Annotated in this window: 2 protein-coding genes; both read right to left on the bottom strand. The window is 38.1% G+C overall.

Features of this window, described 5'->3' with window-relative positions; all coding sequences use genetic code 11:
* The coding region (locus IE294_RS50425) for a proton-conducting transporter transmembrane domain-containing protein (RefSeq protein WP_506005395.1) at window positions 1-305 on the bottom strand (305 nt) is incomplete at its 3' end.
* A partial coding sequence (locus IE294_RS50420) for an NADH-quinone oxidoreductase subunit M (RefSeq protein ID WP_506005394.1) occupies window positions 268-998 on the bottom strand: 731 nt, incomplete at its 5' end. The genes IE294_RS50425 and IE294_RS50420, both read right to left, overlap by 38 nt.

The following is a 998-nucleotide window of genomic DNA, read 5'->3' as shown; positions in this document are numbered from 1 at the left end:
GGCATTAAAAAATATTTTTGGCTGGTAATTATTCCAAAAAAGACTATCAATTCTGCAACAAAACCACTCATGCCCGGTAATGCAAGAGAAGCCATGGATAAGATACTGAACATCGTAAATATTTTGGGAATCGAAACGGCCATTCCGCCCATTTCGTCGAGATAAACAAGACGCATTCTATCATAACTCGTTCCTGCCAAGAAAAAAAGTGCAGCACCGATAAAGCCATGAGATATTATTTGTAAAATAGCTCCGTTGAGTCCCGTATCAGTTATCGAACCAATTCCTATAATTATGAAACCCATATGAGATACGGAGGAATAGGCTATTCTTTTTTTTTAAATTCCGTTGACCAAGAGATGTTAAAGCTGCATAAATTATTTGCATTGTACCCACTATTATCAACCAGGGAGAAAATATGGAATGCGCATGGGGTAATAATTCCATATTGATCCGAACTAATCCATATGCTCCCATTTTTAATAAAATTCCGGCTAGAAGCATACAAGTACTGTAATGGGCCTCCCCGTGGGTATCCGGTAACCACGTATGTAAGGGTATAATCGGCAATTTGACAGCAAAAGCAATAAGAAATCCAATATAGAATATTATTTCCAGTGCGACAGGATATGATTGATTAGCTAATGTTTCAAAATTTAATGTTGGTTCATTAGAACCGTATAAACCGAGACCCAAAACTCCTATTAATAGAAAAACGGAACCCCCTGCAGTGTACAAAATAAATTTTGTAGCCGAGTACAGACGTTTCTTTCCCCCCCACATGGATAGAAGTAGATAAACGGGAATTAATTCGAACTCCCACATGATGAAAAAAAGTAAAAGGTCTCGAGAAGAAAATAATCCTATTTGACCACTGTACATTGCTAGCATCAGGAAATGAAATAATCGCGAATCTCGAGTAACTGGCCAAGCCGCCAAAGTCGCTAAAGTGGTGATAAATCCTGTCAGTAAAATGGGCCCTATAGAAAGTCCATCTA

The organism is Streptomyces canarius (assembly GCF_014650735.1).
Taxonomy (GTDB): domain Bacteria; phylum Actinomycetota; class Actinomycetes; order Streptomycetales; family Streptomycetaceae; genus Streptomyces; species Streptomyces olivaceoviridis.
This window is presented reverse-complemented; position numbering and strand designations above follow the sequence as displayed.